Origin of the sequence: Porphyromonas vaginalis, assembly GCF_958301595.1 — a bacterium.
Classification (GTDB): Bacteria; Bacteroidota; Bacteroidia; order Bacteroidales; family Porphyromonadaceae; genus Porphyromonas; species Porphyromonas vaginalis.
Genome location: NZ_CATQJU010000001.1, coordinates 1823271 through 1838500, shown reverse-complemented (window position 1 = coordinate 1838500; position 15230 = coordinate 1823271). Strand labels below are relative to the sequence as shown.

General features: G+C 46.7%; 16 protein-coding genes. 14 read left to right on the top strand and 2 right to left on the bottom strand.

The features are described from left to right. Positions 1-57: 57 nt before the first annotated feature. The 13 genes from Q2J34_RS07120 (at position 58) to Q2J34_RS07060 (ending at position 12284) form a co-directional block, all read left to right on the top strand. The gene (locus tag Q2J34_RS07120) at positions 58-363 is read left to right on the top strand and encodes a DUF4134 domain-containing protein (RefSeq protein WP_004330933.1); all 306 of its coding nucleotides are present in this window, start codon (positions 58-60) and stop codon (positions 361-363) included. Next, a complete protein-coding gene (locus tag Q2J34_RS07115) occupies positions 363-689 on the top strand; it encodes a DUF4133 domain-containing protein (RefSeq protein ID WP_300969725.1) in 327 nt (108 codons plus the stop codon). The genes Q2J34_RS07120 and Q2J34_RS07115 overlap by 1 nt, the downstream gene beginning before the upstream one ends. Continuing rightward, on the top strand, positions 689-3205 hold the full coding sequence (locus tag Q2J34_RS07110) for a TraG family conjugative transposon ATPase (RefSeq protein WP_300970157.1): 2517 nt from the start codon (positions 689-691) through the stop codon (positions 3203-3205). The genes Q2J34_RS07115 and Q2J34_RS07110 overlap by 1 nt, the downstream gene beginning before the upstream one ends. A 26-nt stretch (positions 3206-3231) precedes the next feature. Beyond that, positions 3232-3861, top strand: a complete 630-nt coding sequence (locus tag Q2J34_RS07105; RefSeq protein ID WP_004330928.1) for a DUF4141 domain-containing protein — start codon at positions 3232-3234, stop codon at positions 3859-3861. Between the two features lie 32 nt (positions 3862-3893). Beyond that, positions 3894-4931: a conjugative transposon protein TraJ gene (gene traJ / locus Q2J34_RS07100; RefSeq protein ID WP_070706732.1), complete on the top strand. Its 1038-nt coding sequence runs from the start codon at positions 3894-3896 to the stop codon at positions 4929-4931. A 363-nt stretch (positions 4932-5294) separates the two neighbouring features. Continuing rightward, the gene (traK, locus tag Q2J34_RS07095) at positions 5295-5918 is read left to right on the top strand and encodes a conjugative transposon protein TraK (RefSeq protein ID WP_004330615.1); all 624 of its coding nucleotides are present in this window, start codon (positions 5295-5297) and stop codon (positions 5916-5918) included. Positions 5919-5922: 4 nt separating this feature from the next. Further along, on the top strand, positions 5923-6210 hold the full coding sequence (locus tag Q2J34_RS07090; RefSeq protein WP_300969720.1) for a hypothetical protein: 288 nt from the start codon (positions 5923-5925) through the stop codon (positions 6208-6210). Further along, positions 6200-7447: a conjugative transposon protein TraM gene (gene traM, locus Q2J34_RS07085; RefSeq protein ID WP_300969718.1), complete on the top strand. Its 1248-nt coding sequence runs from the start codon at positions 6200-6202 to the stop codon at positions 7445-7447. Before Q2J34_RS07090 ends, traM begins: the two co-directional genes overlap by 11 nt. Before the next feature lie 36 nt (positions 7448-7483). After that, the gene (traN, locus tag Q2J34_RS07080) at positions 7484-8425 is read left to right on the top strand and encodes a conjugative transposon protein TraN (protein WP_300969716.1); all 942 of its coding nucleotides are present in this window, start codon (positions 7484-7486) and stop codon (positions 8423-8425) included. Continuing rightward, positions 8425-9006, top strand: coding sequence for a conjugal transfer protein TraO (locus tag Q2J34_RS07075; RefSeq protein ID WP_300969714.1), 582 nt, complete (start codon positions 8425-8427; stop codon positions 9004-9006). Before traN ends, Q2J34_RS07075 begins: the two co-directional genes overlap by 1 nt. 12 nt (positions 9007-9018) lie before the next feature. Further along, on the top strand, positions 9019-9465 hold the full coding sequence (locus tag Q2J34_RS07070; protein ID WP_300969712.1) for a DUF3872 domain-containing protein: 447 nt from the start codon (positions 9019-9021) through the stop codon (positions 9463-9465). A gap of 405 nt (positions 9466-9870) precedes the next feature. Further along, positions 9871-11100: a site-specific integrase gene (locus tag Q2J34_RS07065; protein WP_300969710.1), complete on the top strand. Its 1230-nt coding sequence runs from the start codon at positions 9871-9873 to the stop codon at positions 11098-11100. Positions 11101-11105: 5 nt separating this feature from the next. Continuing rightward, complete coding sequence (locus tag Q2J34_RS07060; protein ID WP_300969708.1) at positions 11106-12284, top strand: site-specific integrase; 1179 nt, start codon at positions 11106-11108, stop codon at positions 12282-12284. Positions 12285-12303: 19 nt separating this feature from the next. Here Q2J34_RS07060 and Q2J34_RS07055 read toward each other — a convergent pair whose 3' ends face one another. After that, positions 12304-13155: a helix-turn-helix domain-containing protein gene (locus tag Q2J34_RS07055; RefSeq protein WP_300969706.1), complete on the bottom strand. Its 852-nt coding sequence runs from the start codon at positions 13153-13155 to the stop codon at positions 12304-12306. 272 nt (positions 13156-13427) lie between these two features. Between Q2J34_RS07055 and Q2J34_RS07050 the strand changes: the two genes are divergently transcribed. Beyond that, positions 13428-14753 (top strand): MATE family efflux transporter, encoded by a 1326-nt coding sequence (locus tag Q2J34_RS07050; protein ID WP_300969704.1) that lies wholly within the window; start codon positions 13428-13430, stop codon positions 14751-14753. Positions 14754-14820: 67 nt separating this feature from the next. Here the strand turns inward: Q2J34_RS07050 and Q2J34_RS07045 are convergent, their stop codons facing one another. Beyond that, positions 14821-15072 (bottom strand): helix-turn-helix domain-containing protein, encoded by a 252-nt coding sequence (locus Q2J34_RS07045; RefSeq protein ID WP_422764148.1) that lies wholly within the window; start codon positions 15070-15072, stop codon positions 14821-14823. Positions 15073-15230: the final 158 nt, after the last annotated feature.

Below are 15230 nucleotides of genomic sequence, written 5' to 3'. Positions count from 1 at the left end.
AGAACAGCAAGATTATTCTTTAACAACTTGATATAACGACAGACAATGAACAGACGAATGATTAGCAAGGAACGCCTAGCGATGCTTGCCCTGACCCTGATGATGACAGGTGCGACAGCCTTTGCCCAAGGCAATGGTATGGCGGGCATCAACGAAGCGACCAAGATGGTCACTTCCTATTTTGACCCAGCCACCAAGCTCATCTATGCCATTGGGGCAGTGGTGGGCTTGATAGGCGGTGTCAAGGTTTACAATAAGTTTAGCTCAGGAGACCCCGATACGAGCAAGACAGCTGCAAGCTGGTTTGGAGCTTGTATCTTCCTCATCGTAGCTGCTACCATCCTGCGTAGCTTCTTCCTCTAATGGCTAGTTGGGAAGTAAATAAAGGAGTCGGTCGGACAGTGGAGTTCAAGGGCTTGAAGGCTCACTACCTCTTCTTATTTGCAGGAGGGTTACTGGGCATCTTCATCCTTGTAGTGGTTCTCTATCTCTGTGGCATCAGTCAGATCATCTGCTTGGGCATAGGCGTAGTGGGTGCCACCGTTGTGGTGTGGCAAACGTTCGCCATGAATCGCAAGTATGGTCAATATGGATTGATGAAGCGAGGAGCTATAAGAAGACACCCGAGGTATCTCTTGAACCGCCGTTCGGTCTATCAGCTTTTTCACCAATTCAATAGCGCTAGATGATGAGAAACAGAAGCAAGATAACTACCTTAGAGTCAAAGTTCCCCTTGCTGAGTGTAGAGCATGGGTGCATTGTCAGTAAGGATGCTGATGTGACGGTTGCTTTTCGAGTGGAGCTACCCGAGCTTTTTACTGTCACATCCGCAGAGTATGAGACGATGCACTCTACTTGGCATAAAGCAATCAAGGTGCTACCCAACTTCACGATCGTTCACAAGCAAGATTGGTTCATCAAGGAGTGCTACCATACGACTTGCAAGCGTGGTCAGGAAAAGCCTTTGAGCTTTCTCGCTCGTGCCTCTGAGAGACACTTCAATGAGCGACCCTATCTAAACCATACCGTCTACCTCTTTATCACGAAGAGCAATAGACAGCGTATGGCACAGCAGAGTAGCTTCTCAACGCTTTGTAGAGGTCATCTACTCCCTAAAGAGATTACCAACGAAGAGGAGATGGTGAAGTTTATGGAGTCGGTGGATCAGTTCGAACGCATCATCAATGAATCCGAATTGATAAAGCTGGCTCGAATGAGCGAGGCTGAGCTGGTTGGCTCTAGGGAGCAAGCTGCTCTCTTAGATCGTTACTTCTCTCTATCAGATAGCAGACACGGCACATTGGAGGATATACGTTTAGGGGCAGACCTTGTACGTGTGGGAGACAATATGCTTTGCCTGCATACGCTCTCTGATACGGATGATCTACCCACTACCGTCAGTACCGATGGTCGCTATGAGCGATTATCAACAGACCGCTCAGACTGCCGCCTCTCCTTTGCCTCTCCAGTGGGGCTGATGCTCCCCTGCAACCATATCTACAATCAATACCTCTTCATTCAAGATAGCGAGGCTAACTTGCAGCGTTTTGAGAAGCAAGCTAGAAATATGCACTCTCTAGCACGCTACAGTCGTAGTAATCAAATCAACGAAGAGTGGATACAGGAGTATCTCAACACCGCACACTCTCAGGGACTCACCTCCATTAGAGCTCACTTTAATGTCTTGGCATGGAGTGACGATGAAGAGGAGCTACGACAAGTCAAGAATGATGTGGGCTCTGCCCTTGCCTTGATGGAGTGCCGTCCTAGACATAACACCATCGATACAGCGACCCTCTATTGGGCGGCTATCCCGGGTAATGCAGGAGACTTTCCCGCAGAAGAGTCTTTCTACACCTTCATTGAGCCGGCTCTCTGTTTCTTCACGGCAGAGACCAACTACAAGGACTCGCTCTCACCCTTTGGGATTAAGATGGCAGACAGATTATCTGGTAAGCCGATACATCTTGACATATCTGATCTGCCGATGAAGCAAGGAATCATTACCAACCGCAACAAGTTTATCTTGGGACCTTCCGGCAGTGGTAAGAGTTTCTTCACGAACCATATGGTACGACAATACTACGAGCAGGGGGCGCATGTCCTCTTGGTCGATACGGGTAATTCGTATCAAGGGTTGTGTGAACTAATCCATCGTAAGACAAAGGGAGAGGATGGAGTCTACTTCACCTACACCCATGACCATCCTATCTCCTTCAACCCTTTTTATACGGATGACAAGTTCTTTGATGTAGAGAAGCGGGAAAGTATCTGCACCCTACTGATGACGCTTTGGAAGAGTGCCGATGAGCGGGTCACCAAGACTGAGGCTGGAGAGCTGGGCTCTGCTGTCAATGCCTATATCGAACTCATCTGCTCAGATGCTAGTATCGTTCCGAACTTCAATAGCTTCTACGAATACCTTAGAGATGTCTATCGTAAGGATATGGAGCAACGAGATATCAAGGTGACGCTCTCAGACTTCAATATCAATAATCTTCTGACTACGCTCAAGCAGTACTACAAAGGAGGCCGTTACGACTTCCTACTGAACTCGGATAAGAACATAGACCTGCTCTCAAAGCGGTTTATCGTCTTTGAGATTGACCAAGTGAAGGACAATAAAGACCTCTTCCCCGTGGTGACCATTATCATCATGGAAGCCTTTATCAATAAGATGCGCCGACTGAAAGGTATCCGTAAGATGATCCTTATCGAGGAGGCCTGGAAGGCGATTGCTTCGGAGAATATGGCGGACTACATTAAGTATCTCTACAAGACGGTCAGAAAGTATTTCGGAGAGGCTATTGTGGTGACGCAGGAGGTAGACGACATCATCTCTTCACCCGTAGTGAAGGAGAGTATCATCAACAACTCTGACTGTAAGATCCTCCTAGACCAGCGTAAGTACATGACCAAGTTTGATGGCATCCAATCGATGCTGGGTCTCTCCGAAAAGGAGAAGAGCCAAATCCTCTCAATCAATCAGAACAACGATCCTCACCGACTCTACAAAGAGGTGTGGGTCGGGCTGGGAGGTATGCAGAGTGCCGTCTATGCTACAGAGGTGAGTATGGAGGAGTATCTCACCTATACGACAGAGGAGCGAGAGAAGCTGGAGGTGATGCAGCGTGCGGAGCAGCTGGGAGGAGACATTGAGTCGGCCATCCGACAACTCGCCATAGAGAAAAGAGATAAGCAATAATAGTAACAATCAAATACCTAGTGACAATGAAAAAGTATCTGCTGATGGCTCTCTTTGCAATGAGCCTATTTATCCCTCAAGCCCACGCTCAGTGGGTGGTTACCGACCCTGGGAACTTTGCTGGCAACATAGCTAACTCCATTAAGGAGATTGCCACCGCCTCGAAGACGGTCAAAAACACGCTAAGTGGTTTTAAGGAGGTGGAGAAACTGTACAACGACACCAAGAAGTACTACGATGCACTCAAGCAGGTTAACAACCTTATAGGCGATGCCTACAAGGTGAAGGAGTGCATCCTAATGGTGGGAGACATATCAGAGATCTATGTGACCTCCTACAAGAAGATGCTAGCGGACCCAAACTTCCGCCCCACAGAGCTAGCCGCTATGGCTGCTGGCTATGCCAAACTCTTGGAACTGAGTGGCGAGAGTCTCAAGGAGCTGAAGTCTGTAGCTAAGAGCAAGGTGTTCTCAATGAATGATAGCGAGCGTATGCAGATGATAGACCGCATCTATACGACACTACGTGAGTATCGATCGATTGTTTCTTACTACACCCGAAAGAATATCTCCGTGAGTTATGTACGTGCTCACGAGAAGAATGATCTAGCATCGGTCAAAGCGCTTTATGGAAATCCAGAGAGCCGATATTGGTAAGACTGACTACGTAAAGATAGCCGTTAGGATCTATGGACTTTGCATCACTACATGAATTACTCCGCTCCACCTATCAGGAGATGATGCCTCTCTGTGGAGAGATGACGGGCATTGCCAAGGGGATTGCGGGATTAGGGGCTCTCTTCTATGTAGCCGTGAGGGTGTGGTCTTCGTTGTCTCGTGCCGAGCCGATTGATCTTTTCCCCTTACTGAGACCTTTTGTGCTGGGCTTCTGTATTATGTTCTTCCCAACGATTGTGCTGGGTACGATGAATACGATTCTCTCTCCTGTAGTACAAGGTACAGAGCGAATGGTCAATAAGCAGACGGTACAACTAGACAAGTTGGTTGCTAAGCGAGACAAACTACAAGAAGCTGCCTATCTCCGTAACCCCGAGACGGCTTACTTGGTTTCCAATGAAGCTTTTGACCAAAAGATAGAGGAGATGGGGATCATCGGCCCGAGCGATGCGGTGACCATCGCTGGGATGTATGCCGAGCGTGCTGCTTACAAAACGAAGCAATGGCTGATGAAGCAACTCCATGATCTCATAGAGTTGCTATACCATGCAGCTGCTCTGATTATTGATACGCTCCGTACCTTCTTTCTTATCGTGCTGAGCATACTGGGACCAATCGTCTTTGGTATTGCGGTTTGGGATGGCTTGTCGGGGTCGCTTACGGCTTGGTTCTCCCGCTACATATCGGTCTATCTGTGGCTACCCGTCAGCTCTGTCCTCTCGGCTCTCCTCACAAAGATACAGGTGTTGATGGTGCAGAAGGATATTGCAGCATTGAGTGACCCCAACTATCTGCCCGATTCGGGTAGCTGGTACTACATTGTCTTCTTCCTGATCGGTATCGTGGGGTACTTCTGTGTTCCTACGGTAGCGGGCTGGATTATAGAGGCTGGTGGTGGTATCGGGGCATACGGACGCAATGTCAATCAGACGGCGCAACGAGGTGCCCAGGGTGCCTATACGGGAGGTAAGGCGGTCGCTGGTGCCACTGGATCTATAGCTGGCAACGTAGGCGGACGTATCAAAGGGGCTCTTATCAAGGGCAAATAGCGTCCCTTCAGCCGAAGGGTGGCTATGACACGCTTGATGAGGATGCGATGACCACGTGACGGTCGTATGACGGTCAGGTGGGTAGGATTAGCTCCTCCTATGTGCGTCAATGTAGCAGCTGGGTAAGGTAAGCGTAGTGCCTGCCGTGTGGCACTACAGTTTCCTACCTGTGGCACTAGAGTTTCCTGCCCATGAAACTAGAGTTTCTTACCTATGAAACTACAGTTTCTTCCGTATGAAACTGCAGTGCCAAGTGGGGTTGGCACTAGAGTTTCACCCGTATGGCACTACAGTGCCAAGGCGCATTGGCACTAAACTACCCCTCAGAAGTTTTTAGATATAAGACAATTAGAATAATGGAATATGGAATTCAAATCACTCACAAACATAGAGACCTCTTTCAAGCAGATTAGGCTCTACGCCATCATCTTTGCGATAGTCTGCATAGCGGTCAGTAGCTATGCGGTCTATGCTTCGTACAGCTTTGCTAAGAAGCAGCGTGAGAAGGTGTACGTACTAGACCAAGGGAAGTCTCTGATGCTGGCTCTGAGCCAAGACGCTTCGATGAACCGTCCGGTGGAGGCTCGAGAGCATGTAAGACGCTTTCACGAGCTTTTCTTCACGATTGCGCCCGACAAGGATGCTATCGAGAAGAATATGGAGCGTGCTTTCCAACTATGCGACAAGTCCGCTTTTAACTACTATAAGGATCTAGCGGAGAAAGGGTACTACAATCGAGCTATCTCGGGCAATGTCAACCAACGTATAGAGATTGACTCCATACGGTGTGACTTTGACTCTTACCCCTACGAAGTAACCACCTTTGCTCGGCAGTTTATTATCCGACAGAGCAATGTCACGGAGCGGAGCTTGGTGACTAGTTGCTCGCTACAAAACTCAGTTCGCTCGGACAACAATCCGCAAGGGTTTCTGATGGAGCACTTCCTCGTACGAGAGAATCGTGACATCCAAACTTACAAGCGATAAGTCTATGAAGCGAAGAAGTAGACCTACCCTCAGAAGAAGCTATTTGAGAGGGCAGGTACGGCTAAGAGAGCGATGCAATATGCTAACGAACAGGCAGCGACAGATTATTGTCTACGGACTGAGTTTCGTCTACCTAGTCTGCTCAATCTGGATGGTGGCACAGTTCTTCCTCCCGCACCGTGAGGAGATACCACCTATCCCTATGGGAGAGCTGGTGGACAGCCCGATACAGAGGGATACAACCTACATCAAGAGAATGGAACATTTAGCGATTAGTAACTATGGAGCATAAACAGAAAGAACAATTGAAGAAGGTGTTAGTCTTCGCAGGGCTAGGGATTATCTTTGCCCTTGCTATGTGGTTTATATTTGCACCCGCCACTAAGGAGCAACCGGACGCTGGTGAGGGGCTGAATGACAACATACCACAAGCTACGACCGAAAAGCTAACGGAGAATAAACTCAAAGCCTATGAACTAGTTGACCATACAACTCAAGAGGAGCAAGCTCGTGAGGAGGTGGGGAGACTATCGGAGTACTTTCAGCAGGAGGGCCACTCGTCTGAGAGCAACCCGCAGGAGGCGGTCGTTGGCAATAAGATTGAGTCTTCGATGCAACGCTACGAGGAGAACAATCGTCTGCTAGCGGACTTCTACGGCTCTGACCCTTATGAGGAGGAGCGAGAAGCTATGCAACAGGAGATTGATGACCTCAGACGTGAACTGAACGAGCTTAGCCAACAAGACGATGATGAGGAAGCTAAGCAACTAGCTCTTATGGAGAAGAGCTACCAAATGGCGGCTAAGTACTTGCCCGCAGCTAGTGCCTCTCCTGCCCATGGAGCTATGCCTATGAGTGAGCAGTCTCAGGTCGTATCTCCGCCTAGCGGTGGAGCAGCCAAGGACGAGGCTCCCATGGAGATAATAGCTGACCACAAGCCGTTGGTCTCAGCACTGGACCAGCCAATGAGTGACGAGGAGTTTATGGAGATGTACGGAGCCAAGGAGCGGAATATGAGTTTTCATTCACTCTCTAATAGCTCCGCACGCTCTAGCGAGCGCAATACCCTTTGCGTAGTGGTGGACAAAACAACGACCCTCAAAGAGGGCGACTACGTTGCTCTTCGCCTGCTGGAGACCGCTCGTGTGCAGCAAACTTCAATCCCGAAGCATAGTATCTTAATGGCACAAGCTAAGATAGATGGCAACCGAATGCAGCTACTGATTAAGAGCATAGAGGTGAATGGACGCATTCTGCCGGTCAAACTATCTGCCTATGATACAGACGGACAGATGGGAGTCTATATTCCTGGCTCTGAAGAGGTGTCGGCACTCAAGGAGATGGGGGCAAATGTCGGGGGATCGATGGGAACCTCTTTCACCTTTTCCTCTTCGGCTAAAGACCAAATCATCTCCGAGGTGACTAGAGGGGTGATGCAGGGAGCTGGACAACTACTACAGAAGAAGCTCCGCACGATTAAGGTGACGCTCAAAGGGGGATATAGACTATTCCTTGTACAGACGAAGTAAGCTTTTAGAACTCTAACAATAACAACTGATATACTTATGAAGAAATGGATTTTATCTATCGTAGCTTGTGCTACGATAACGCTCCCCGCTATGGCACAACAAGTGGAGGGGAACAATCAACTACTGAGCAACGGAGACCTTTACCAAGGGATGAGCCGATCGATACCGAATGGACGAGTCGTATTGCCCTACGGGCTAGAAGTCACCTTTGAAAAGACGGTACATCTCATCTTTCCTGCAGCTATACGCTATGTAGACCTCGGGTCGCAAAACATTATTGCTGGGAAAGCTGACGATGCGGAGAATGTGCTGCGTGTAAAGGCTGCCGTCCGAGAGTTTGAGACGGAGACCAATATGAGCGTCATCTGTGAGGATGGCTCATTCTACGCATTCAATGTGAAGTACGCGGATGAACCAAAGAAGCTCAGCATCGAGATGAAGGACTTTCTAGCTCCTACGGAGGGAAGACTGCCGAGCAATCGTGCGGACATATACTTCAAAGAGCTGGGAAGTGAGTCGCCCATATTGGTTAAGCTGATTATGAAGAGCATCTACCAAAATGATAAGCGAACCATCAAGCATGTTGGGGCGAAGCAATTCGGGATGCGCTTCCTACTTCGTGGATTATATGCCCATAATGGGTTGCTTTACTTCCACGTCCGTATGGATAATGAGTCTAATATGCCGTATGCGGTGGACTTCATCACGTTCAAGGTGGTGGACAAGAAGGTGGCGAAGCATACAGCTATACAGGAGCGAATACTACAACCACTACGTGCCTTTCATCAGGTGATGTGGATTGGGGCGGGACGCTCTGAGAGAATAGTCTTTGCTTTGGAGCAGTTCACACTATCAGAGGATAAGCAGCTGGAAGTGACGCTCTACGAGCGAAACGGGAGTCGCACGCTCACTTTCTATATGGAGCCTGAAGACCTTTTGCTCACTAAGAAGATTGACAACCTTAAACTGAAGTGGTGATGAAGAGATGGTTATCTATGATGGTCTGCGTGATGGTGGCTATGACTGCTACTATGCCATCGTACGCACAGCGACTAATCCCTAGGCAAAATAGCGTTGAGCTGGTCGGCTCTATTCCGATTATCAAGGGGGAGAAACTATTCGCAAAGGAGAGCTTTGGGGTAGGCCTTGCGTTCGCACACTACTTCAAGCGGGCGAACTACGCTTTTCTCTTGGCGGAGTATGAGCAGCAAGGGTTGACTTATCGCTCTTACAATGTTCCACTGCGTGATGCGCTCCTGCATTTCGGCTATATGCACCCGATACTCTCGGATCGGGGGAAGAATATCTTTGGCTACTTGGGGCTATCCGCTCACTGCGGTTATGAAGAGCTAAACGAGGATAAACGGTTACTACCCGATGGGGCTACACTCCTGGATCGATCTCGCTTTATTTATGGTGGGGCGATACATAGCTCGGTAGAGCTGTTCCTAACAGACAATCTGCTCTTCGTTCTCAAAGCTCAAGGGAGACTGCTCTTCGGCTCTGACCTGCATCGTTTTCGTCCTGCTATTTCAGCAGGACTCATGTTCAATATCTAACTACCGACAACAATGAAAAAGTTCCTAGTGAATACGATATGGGCTGTGGGAGGGATTGCCCTCGTCCTCTTTTGTCTATCTGCTTGTACTCGTGAGCTGGATGTACAGCAGGCTTACGACTTCTCACTTGAAGTGATGCCAGTGCAGAACTCCATAGCTAAGGGGGAAACGGCTGAAATACGCTGTAGTCTCAAAAGAAGTGGTCGCTTTGCCAATACGCAATACACGATCCGTTACTTCCAGCTGGATGGCAAGGGTTGCTTGAAGATGGATGATGGCACTGTATTCAAACCGAATGACCGCTATCTGCTCACGAGAGATACCTTCCGGCTCTATTACACTTCACTCTCTACTGACCGCCAAACGATTGACATTTACGTGGAGGACAACTTCGGACAAGTCCAGCAACGGACTTTCAACTTCAATAATGAAGATACGAGCAAACGTTTAAGTAGTTAAGAGGGTGTAAGCAATAGCATTGTATTTAGTTTTGTATAGTTGCAATAGACTGTAATACATCGACATCGTATTTTCCACTCCAAAATGCAATTTGGAGTGGAGCTCGCCCTGCTCCGGACGCCCCCTCCTCTCCAAGGAGGGCGGGAGGAGCAGGTAGCGAGCTGCCAAGACGAAAAAAGGGACGATGCGCTCACCGTCCCTTTAAGGTTAATGCAGTATATTTGCTGTTGAAACAAAAACTTAGCTATATGAATGGTAACGAAGAGGTAGGAGTAGGTAACTGACGGAAGAGTATTCGGTAAGTGAGCTCTCTGCGATTTCGTTGCTGTTGCTCTGATATACAACGCTTTGCATAGCTGAGAACGCTTCGGTAACGGGTAACTTTGCCCATAAAAACAGAAGCGTATGCAAACAGACAAAATGAAGGTGTTGCTCTACCTCAAAAAGAGCGGATTGAACAGGTCGGGGCAAGCTCCGATTATGGGGCGGATAACCTACGGGCTAACCATCGCCCAGTTCAGTTGCAAGCTCTCGTGCAACCCCAAGCTGTGGAATGCTCGTGAGAGCAGACTGAACGGCAAGAGCCGTGAAGCTGTGGCAACGAATGGCAAGTTGGAGTGCTTGCTGCTCTCGGCGCAGTCGGCTTATCAAACCCTTTGTGAGCGAGGGATTGTCTTTACAGCGACTGACATCAAGGAGTTGTTGCAAGGTAGTATGCAAAGCCAAATCACTTTCTTGGAGCGGTACGATCAAATGGTTGAAGAGATGAAGCAAAAGGTGGGTGTCGAGATAAAGGCAACAGCTCTGAATAGTTACTTTACTATTCGAAAGCATCTGCGAGCCTTTATCGAGGAGAAGTTCCACACTTCAGATATTGCTTTCAGTCAAATTGAAGAAGACTTCTTGGATTGCCTACAATGTTACTCTGTCGGAGAGCTGGGGCATTCGCAAGGTCATTATCGTAAGATGGCATCAGCGGTGAAGAAGGTCTGCCGTTTGGCGTATCGTGAAGGGTTGATAACACGACAACTATTTGCTCACGTAACGATCGAACGAGGGGAGAACAAACAACCTCGTGCATTGGACAGGGCATCGTTGGATAAGTTGCAGAGCCTGACCTTTGAGCCGTATGAGGTGGAGTTGGAGACTGCTCGTGACCTCTTTCTCTTCGCTTGCTATACGGGTGTTGCCTACTGCGATATGGTTGCCCTTAATCGGGAGCATCTCTTTGCAGATGATGAGGGGGCTTTATGGCTTAAGTTTCGCAGACAGAAGACCAATACGCTTTGTCGTGTGAAGCTCCTATCTGAAGCGGCCCGTCTGATGGAGCGGTATCAATCGGACGAACGAACTACGCTCTTTGCTCCTATTCCCTATTCGGTTTACCTTGCCCACCTCAAAGCTCTACAACTTCGAGCTGGTATCTCTATTCCCCTTTCGGCACACGTTGGTCGCCACACCTTTGCCACGTTGATAACTTTGGAGCGGGGCGTGCCGATTGAAACGGTGAGCCGAATGTTGGGGCATAGCAATATCCAAACGACCGAGCGATATGCTCATGTGACTCCGAAGAAGCTTTTCGATGAGTTTGAGCAATTCCTCTCTTTCACTGAAGAGCTAACCTTAACCTTGTAAGAGCTATGCGCAGTACATTCAGAATACTATTCTACATCAATAAGAGCAAGACCAAAGCAGACGGCACAACGGCAATCCTTTGCCGGATCTCCATAGACGGAGAGAGCGTGGTGATAACCACAGGCGAAAGCACTGCCCCAAAGGATTGGAGCGTGAAGCGAGGGGAAACAAAGGAGAAGAAGACCAACCAACGCTTGCAAACCTTTCGTGAGAAAGTCGAACAAGGCTACAATACCTTGCTTTACAAGTATGGAGCAGTAAGTGCCGAGTTGCTGAAGAACTACTTGCAGGGTGTCGGAAAAACTCCAACGACACTGCTCGCTCTTAGTGCGGAAGAACTCAAAGCCCAACGAGAATGCAGTAGTGCGGGGACGTATAGAAACAATCGGTATGCCGATAGGCAGCTTAACTTTTTTGTGCGCAGTCGCAGTGAGCGGGATGTCCCCTTGTCGGCTCTTACGATTGAGTTCTTTGAAGATTATCGCTTCTATCTGAAGATGGAGGGTTATGCACCCGCAACGATAAATAACCATCTCTGTTGGTTGAGTCGATTGATGTATCGAGCCGTCAGTCAGGGGACGATACGCTTCAATCCGTTTGAGGAAGTGAAGTATGAAGTCGTGGAGCGCAAACCTCGTTTTCTGAGTAAGGGCGATGTGTCAAAGCTCTTGGCATTCCCGCTTCAGGATGAAGGAGCAGAGCTAAGCCGAAGAATGTTCCTTTTTTCGGTCTTTACGGGCTTGGCATTTGTTGATTTACAAGGGCTACGAGCTTCGCAAATCGAGACGAACAGCGAGGGGAAGCGGTATATTCGCAAAGCACGCCAAAAGACAGAAGTCGAGAACTTAATCCCACTACACCCGATAGCGGAGCAGATACTTTCGCTTTACACAAAGGAGAAAAGCAAGGGAGACTACAAGGTATTCCCCGATACGATGAGTAAAGACAAGCTATCCAAACACCTCAAAGCAATTGGGCTAGCGTGTGGCATTCGTACTCCGCTGACCTACCATGTCGGCAGACATTCGTTCGGCACGCTGACTTTGGAGGCTGGTATTCCGATAGAGAGCATCGCCAAGATGATGGGACACGCCTCCATTGCCAGCACGCAAATCTACGCCCAAATCACCGACCAAAAGATTGCAAGGGATATGGAAAAGTTGATGCAGCATGAGAATACATAACTTGTATTCTTACAGCAATCTATTGATGTCGGAACTCAAACATACTTGGAGATACTCCAAATTTTCTTTTGAATGCCGAAGAGAAATGATTGGGATGGCTATAACCTGTTTTATCAGAAATTTCTGTCAATGATAAGCGATTCTCTTCCAATAAGGCTATGGCAAGGTTCATTTTTTGATCAATGGCATAATCGAAAATAGTAGTTCCAAACAACTGTTTGAAACCAGCTTTCAGTTTGGTCTGGTTTATACCTATCTCACGTGAAAGCGCTGAAATTGAAACTTTTTTATTCAGATTTTCAGAGATATAATCTCGTGCGTCATAGAGTCTGTCTATATCACCTCTTGACAGTTTTAAGATTTTACAATCACAAGAATCAAAAGAATGAATCTGAGCAAGATATAATTCAATGATTTTACATTCCAAAAATAAGCTCCTCATTGCTCCAGAATATGGCTGTCTAGTAATTTCGGATATGAGATATGTCATTGAAGGAGTTATAGATGGATTTTTACCCACCCAGCAAAAAGGCTCTTTTTCTATACGATTTGCCATATCATTTAGCACACGACTGTCTTGTATGAAATGCTCCTTAAAGTATTGTTGTGAGAGCGAGTATTCAAAAAATGAATTATCTCCCCTTCGAGATGGAGCAATATGCAGATGGACAGAAGACAATTCTCTAACAGAAAAGAAGCTATGCTGCCCTCCGAAAATGCTGAATTGACGTTTTGTAATAGTTGACTCAGTATTACCTGATATACAGAAATGTGATAGGAAGTATTTATTTTCAGGATTATTTGTATCGGCAGGATATTTCTGTATATACAATTCATCCGTCAAATGAAATGTACCCCATGTAATGCTCATACCATCAGTCTCTAAAAGTCTGATATTTGATACGGGAAAACGTTGGTCTCTATATGATTGAAATGATGTCATGCATACATTTTTTTTATACCTCGCAAAGGTCGCTTTTTTCTATATCTTACACAATACCCAATTATTGTGGTTTTATCGATTGAAAAACAGAAAATCAAAACCTTTCTGTTTGACGGGATTCGTAGAAATAACTTCCATTTTCGTGGGAATATTTTGCGGATAGCAACCTACCTTTGCAACGTAACATAAACAGTTTTTCTATGGAAACAATCAATATACTTCGCGACGGAAACATGACGAAGTCGCTTATCAAATTAGGAATGCCAGTAGTAATAGCCATGCTCGTGATGGCGGTGAACAATGTGGTAGATACTTTTTGGGTAGCCCGATTGGGAACATTGCCCATTGCAGCGGTCTCTATCGCATTTCCTATCTCCTTGTTTTTTACAGGAATAGGATTAACCTTCGGGATTGGTGGAGGAGCCTACATTTCCCGACTGCTGGGAGCAAATCAAGTGGATAAAGCAGGGAAAGTTGCTTCTGTTTCCATTATAACAGCATTTCTCACAGGGTTATTGACTGCATTGTCTTGCTACCTGTTTCTCCCTAAAATATTAGTCTTTATGGGGGCGGATAATACGACAATGCAATTAGCAACAAGTTATGGTAAGTTGTTTATTGTCAGTTGTATTATTGGTACCATAAACGTATCTTCTGGTAATATTGTAGTTTCGCAAGGAGCTTCCAAGATTTCAGGGATGGCAATGATATTCGGTGCCGTTGTCAATATGCTATTGGACCCGCTTTTTATTTATACATTAAATGGGGGAGTAGAAGGAGCTGCTTGGGCAACCATTGTCGCACAGCTCTTAACGACATTTATTTATGTACTTTATTTCCGCAAATCTCCCGTCAAAGTTTCGCTGACACGATTCAAGCCAACCCGACAAATGTATTGTGAAGTCATTAAGATAGGAATATCTATGCTTCTGTTTCAGTTTCTTCAAAGTTTATCCATCAGTTTATTACAAAATGCTTCTGCGCGTTATGGAAGTGAGGCAGTCGCAGCCATCGGTATTGTGTTGAAAATTGTAACACTTGGAACGAATGTTGTCTTCGGTTTTGTAAAAGGACTTCAGCCTATCGCTGGGTACAACTATGGGGCAAAAAACTATACAAGAGTTCGTGAAGCGATACGTTATTCTCTCATTCTCACGACCTCGTTTTGTATCGTATGGAGTCTTGTTATTCTCCTTTTTACCGACTCTATTATCTCTTGTTTCGGTGATGACCAAGGGGTGAAAGTCATTGCCGAAGAAGCATTGCGTGCCAACACAATTCTATTTTTTACCTTCGGATTTCAGTTTGTCTATTCTACACTTTACACAGCTATGGGAAAGGCTAAGCAAACACTTTTACTGAACATTAGCCGACAAGGAATTTTCTTTATACCTACCATTTTAATTCTTCCCCTTTATTTCGGACTCGGAGGTGTGCTTTACACCCAAGCAATTGCAGATTTCTTTACAACCTTATTAACCTTCTTTTTTGCGTTGAGCATACATCGAGAATTAAAACAAATGTAACAGGAACGAATAAGACTATTATGTCAGCGATGAGACTGTTTTTTTGTCAAATGCACAAACAAATGATTTATGAGTGATAATTCTCTTGCAGTAGTCGGTCGATGTCGGAGAGTTTGTAGAGTATTTTCCCTGCGATTTGAGTGTAGGGAATAATCCCCTTGTCCCGATAGTCTTGCAAGGTGCGAGGGCTGATAAAAAGCCGTTCGCAAACCTCTCGCCCCGTAAGGTAGATTTCTCCCCCGAAGAGCGGACGGTGCGTTTGAGCAATCTCCCGAATACGTCTGCTTACTTCTTGAATGCCCGAAATGAGTTGTTTCATTTCGGGCGTTTCTTTATTGATGTACTTCAAAGCACTCCGCTCATTTCTAAATCGTTACCTATCCGCATCGCCCCAAATGGTAACCTCTTACTTTTCAGCCAGATAGCCCGAAACCAAAAAAATTGAAGAAGGAGTTTTGCGAAACTATACAGGAGATT